The 4820-nt window shown below is 41.1% G+C and carries 6 protein-coding genes; 1 reads left to right on the top strand and 5 read right to left on the bottom strand.

Annotated features, from left to right (window positions below; all coding sequences use genetic code 11):
• Window positions 1-203 precede the first annotated feature (203 nt).
• Entirely contained in the window at window positions 204-1103 is a 900-nt protein-coding gene (locus WC615_RS22535) for a hypothetical protein (protein WP_372980284.1), read from the top strand.
• Here WC615_RS22535 and WC615_RS22540 read toward each other — a convergent pair.
• The 5 genes from WC615_RS22540 to WC615_RS22560 all read right to left on the bottom strand — a co-directional run.
• Window positions 1100-1954: a UDP-2,3-diacylglucosamine diphosphatase gene (locus WC615_RS22540; RefSeq protein ID WP_372980285.1), complete on the bottom strand. Its 855-nt coding sequence runs from the start codon at window positions 1952-1954 to the stop codon at window positions 1100-1102. The two genes, WC615_RS22535 and WC615_RS22540, sit on opposite strands and share 4 nt — an antisense overlap.
• 368 nt (window positions 1955-2322) lie before the next feature.
• Window positions 2323-2853 (bottom strand): DinB family protein, encoded by a 531-nt coding sequence (locus tag WC615_RS22545; protein WP_372980286.1) that lies wholly within the window; start codon window positions 2851-2853, stop codon window positions 2323-2325.
• Window positions 2854-3068: 215 nt separating this feature from the next.
• Window positions 3069-3530, bottom strand: a complete 462-nt coding sequence (tnpA, locus tag WC615_RS22550; RefSeq protein ID WP_372980287.1) for an IS200/IS605 family transposase — start codon at window positions 3528-3530, stop codon at window positions 3069-3071.
• Window positions 3531-3754: 224 nt separating this feature from the next.
• Window positions 3755-4450, bottom strand: coding sequence for a YjjG family noncanonical pyrimidine nucleotidase (locus tag WC615_RS22555; RefSeq protein ID WP_372980288.1), 696 nt, complete (start codon window positions 4448-4450; stop codon window positions 3755-3757).
• Window positions 4451-4556: 106 nt separating this feature from the next.
• The coding region (locus WC615_RS22560) for a uracil phosphoribosyltransferase (RefSeq protein WP_372980289.1) at window positions 4557-4820 on the bottom strand (264 nt) is incomplete at its 5' end.

Genomic DNA, 4820 nt, shown 5'->3' on the forward strand with positions numbered 1-4820 from the left:
CTATCTCGCGGGCGCGACTGATGTGGCCATTCCCTGTACCCTGTATACCGAACAATATTTTCATACGCGTAGAATTGCGGGCAATTTAGTAAAGAAATGTGTATAGAAGATTATTAAATGGTGAAATGATTATAATACATTGTGAAGAGTATAGTGTAATAACTTAAATGTATTCAATGATATTTAATATATTTACTTGATTCATGAATACTGTGCAGCAGACCGTAGACCTTTACGATTTCTATATTAAGATACTTGCGATAGCAATCATTGCTACACCTTTTTTCGCAAAAATTGAAACCCGTTCTAAAAAATGGTACAAGCGGCCTTCCAGGGCTGCATGGATAATTTTAGTATTAACAGTCCTTAGTTATAGAGTTACAACTAAAAAATCGGAATTAGAACAGCTTATTTCTAACAAAAGGGCGTCAGATAGTGAAAAGGCTGCAAATCGGAAAATAGCGAAGAACAATAAAGCAAATGAAATTTTTATAAAGCAGCAGCAAGACCGGGCGATTATTCAAATAGCTAAAAGCCGCGACTCGGTTGTTTTTGTGTTAGCTAAAAGCTATAATTTAATAATCGATACCACAAAGAGGGTTGTTCTACGATCAAGACAACAAAGTGACAAATTGGTTGAAAAAATGATGCAAGATAGCACTTTAAGGCAGGCAAAATATTATAGTTCTACTCGTTCTTCACTGGAATTAGACAATGTATTATTAATTAAAAAATCTAAAGATAGTATAACCGTTCAGCTTAAATTACAATGTACTGGAGCTACTGCATATAACGTGAATATTTATACTCGTGTAGGTTATGATGATAATAATATTCCACGACAAATAGGGACCGCGAATACTACGGCTGCCGATGGCGATCAAATTGGTGCGGATCGAATAAGGACAATTGAAATGACTCTTCCAAATTTAAGTAACATTTACTTTTTCTATCTTAAAGGAACGTATGTCGATAATTTAGATTTGTCTCGTCAAATTCCTTTTGAAAGATTGATTTTCTATAATCTTGACAAAAAAGTAATATATAGGCCCCAATACCTATATCTTCAATATTTAAAGCGATATATTAAATATTGGGATTAATGCGCTTCCTGTTTAAATCTTTCTAACAGGCTGCGTACATCCAGTTTGGCGTCAAGGTCTTCAGCGTCGCTTACGTCGTCCTCGTCGTTATCCTGTTTAAAATCATTGGCCTGGTATTGAAATACTTTCCACTCCTTGTTGTGGTATTCCAGCGAGGTAAGGCTTTCTACCCAGTCGCCGCTGTTTAGGTAAAGTACCGAGCCGGTTTGTTCGGTAGATTGGATCTCCCTGATCTCGGCGTGGTGAATGTGCCCGCAGATAACATAGGTGTATGCTTTCTCAACGGCCAGGTCGGCTGCGGTTTGCTCAAACTGGTTGATGAATTTTACAGCATCTTTAAACTTGGCTTTTATTTTTTGCGAGAAACTCATTTTCTCTCGCCCCAAAGCAGTAAGCAGCCAATTGGTAAAGCTGTTGATGAGGATCAGCGTATCGTACCCAACGGCGCCCAGTTTGGCCAGCCATTTGGAGTGCTGCATGGTAACATCAAACACATCGCCATGAAAGATCCAGGCTTTTTTACCGTCGATGTTCAGTACTATTTTGTCGAGTAATTGAAAGGTGCCGAGATTAAAATCGGTGAATTTGCGCAGCATTTCGTCGTGGTTGCCGGTAAGGTAATACACCGGGATGCCTTCGGTCACAAATTTAAGGATGCGGCGCACCACCTTCATGTGTGCTTCGGGCCAGTACGATTTGCTGAATTGCCAAATGTCTATAATATCCCCGTTGAGGATGAGCATTTTTGGCTTGATACTTTTAAGATATTTGAGGAGTTCTTTGGCGTGGCAGCCATACGTACCTAAATGTACATCAGAGATGATAACGATGTCGACTTCGCGTTTTGCCATTAAAATTGAGGGGCCATGTAAATAGCCGTTAAATTATAAGCGCTGGTAGCCGGTAAACGGGGATTATTCTTCCTCGTCGTCTTCATTAACCTTTAGTTCGTAAGGGCTTAGATAGAATGCACCAAGCAATACCAGTAATCCTATTACAAACAAGTAAGTAAATTCAAAATTCATCTTTCCTTATTTTTACAAATATCATATAATCAAATTATTATAGTGTTAAGACTATGTTAAATATGAAAGGTTACGTTAACACACTAAATAAACTTTAAAACAGCTTTTATGTAGACAACAGGGCTGTTTGTTAAAGTAAATTACCAATAAAGTATGAAAAGGAAGTGAAATTGAAGAGAAGGCAACCGTTATAATTACCCGTTAGAGAAATTGCTTTTGATGCGCCCCAATTGTTTTAAATGATGCTGCAAATGCACCCGGATAAATTTTAACCATTGCCCGGCGTTTAGCATACCCAGGCGGGGGTGCAGCCAGCGTGCGTTATCGGGGGCATTTTTGATGAGGTCGGTTATTTCGGTTATCTTTTTACGGGTTTTTATGATAAGGTTTTTGGCATCTTCTTTCTCCAGCTTTTTTGGAGCGAGTTTAGCAGCTACTTCTTCCGGTACTTTTAGCTTACCCGGCGGGAACAGGCCGGTGAGCATTAAATAATGGCCCCAAAAGTTCATCCCCTTTTTGGTGGGCGGGCAGTTGTTATGTGTACAACGTTCGGCCGCTATGGCCGATCCCAGGCTGGATTTCAGGATATGGTCATAAACCTCGGCGTAGCTCCATCCGCCCATTCGTGGTGTTTCAATGAAACGTTCGTCAGTAAAAGTATCCAGCAGTTCGCGGTACGTATCTAATGCGGCATCAATGGCGCGGCGCTCTTTACCCAGGTTCATAGTAGTAAAGTTAGTAATAAATTGTATGCTGTGTAATTGGCTAAGTACCGTACCCAACGGTACGGAAATGTTATTTGCTACCAACCTTTGCCCTCCGATGTGGTTATAAAATTGTAGAGAGTAGATTTAACTTTTTTCAACTGCTCCGTAGGAGCAAAAGGTAGGTTGCAAATCAGTAAAAAAGACATTTTGCGCCGTAGGTGCAATACTAATAACTAGTCTAAAGGTTTGAAAATGTATTTCTCATCGTGTTCAACTTCAAACTTTTCGAGGAAGTTTTTGTACTCTTCTAAAAAAGTTAATTTGCGATGGTGCTCTTCCTGATTGGCAATGTATTCTGCAACAGCCTTTATTTGCGAACGTGAATATGAAAAAGCACCATATCCTTCCTGCCACCTGAATTTTGCGGGAGTTAGTTTTTCCTTATTTATCCACTCGGACGATTCGCCTTTAACAATCCTCATCAAATCTGAAAGTGATTGGTCCGGCCTCAATCCAAAGAAGATATGCAAATGATCGGACATGCCGTTTATCGCAATCAACTTGTGCCCGTTATTACGGATAATGCCTGTAATATATTGATGCAGGCGCTCTTTAAAATCGGGTTGGATAAGGGCCTGGCGAAATTTTACAGCAATGACACATTGAATATGAATTTGGGTGTAGGTATTTGCCATGCTCGGTAATTCAATTAGTGCCGTACCTACGGCACGGATTTCCTCTTTTGTTTTTTGCTACCGACCTTTGACCCCGATGGGGTCAGGGTCTTTGGTATCATATTGAATAAGCAATGCTCCGTAGGAGCAAAAGGTAGGTAGCAAAGTAATAAAAAAATATAATTTGCGCCGTAGGTGCAATACTTTGTGATTTACCCCAGTTGCTTATTTTGCAAGTTAAGATATTACAACAATAAAGTTAACTCTTTTAAATGACTGATCTGCACCGCAACATCGGCAGGTTTTTCCAAATTGAAAGGGTTAAAATAGATGGCATCCATACCCACGCCCATAGCCCCGCGGATATCGGCCTCGATGCTGTCGCCAATCATTATACTTTCAGGGATAGTGGCGCCGGCCAGTTCAATGGCGTGTTTAAATATCAGCGGATCTGGTTTGTTAACGCCCACTACTTCGGATATGATCACATTCTGAAAATATCCGCCCAGGTTAGTGCCCTTTACCTTTATCTCGGTAGATTCTTTAAAACCGTTTGAGATCAGGTGCAGCGTGTATTTGCCTTGCAGATAGGCCAAAGTTTCGTGCGCATGGGGGAACAGGTTGGTTTTTGTTGGCCCCAGGTTTACATAGGCATCCTCAAAATCGGCGGGCATCAGGTCGGGCTGTACGCCCAGTTCAATAAAGGTTGATTTAAAACGTTCCTCGCGCAGTTCATCTTTTGTTATTCTGCCCAGATGGTACTCAGCCCAAAGGCGATGGTTATGGCGGGTATAAGTTTCTATGAACAGATCGGCAGAATGCAGGCCAATATCTTTTAGCTTATAAGTGCCATAAAGCTCGTGCAGGGTTTCTTCGGCGTTTCTATCAAAATCCCAAATGGTGTGGTCAAGATCGAAGAAGATGTGTTTGTATTGTTTCATTAAGAAGTAATAACGCGACAAATCTAACTATAGTTTTTCTCGCAAAGGCGCAGAGACGCAATTGCAATCTGAATTTTCTGCGTCTTCGCGTCTTTGCGTGAAATTCTCACACTTTCTCCCCAAAAGCCAGATCCCCGGCATCACCTAAGCCCGGTACTATATAAGCTTTGCTGGTCATTTCATCATCTACGGCGCAGGTCCAGATTTGTACTTTGGGCAGGTTGGCGCGTACATGGGCAATGCCTTCGGTACTGGCAATAACCGATGCGATATGCAGGGATTTTAAGTTGTATTGGGCTATTATCTCTTTACAAACCAGTACGATACTTTGCCCGGTGGCCAGCATGGTATCGCACATGATAAGTGTCTT

This window comes from Mucilaginibacter sp. (assembly GCF_041663085.1).
Taxonomy (GTDB): domain Bacteria; phylum Bacteroidota; class Bacteroidia; order Sphingobacteriales; family Sphingobacteriaceae; genus Mucilaginibacter.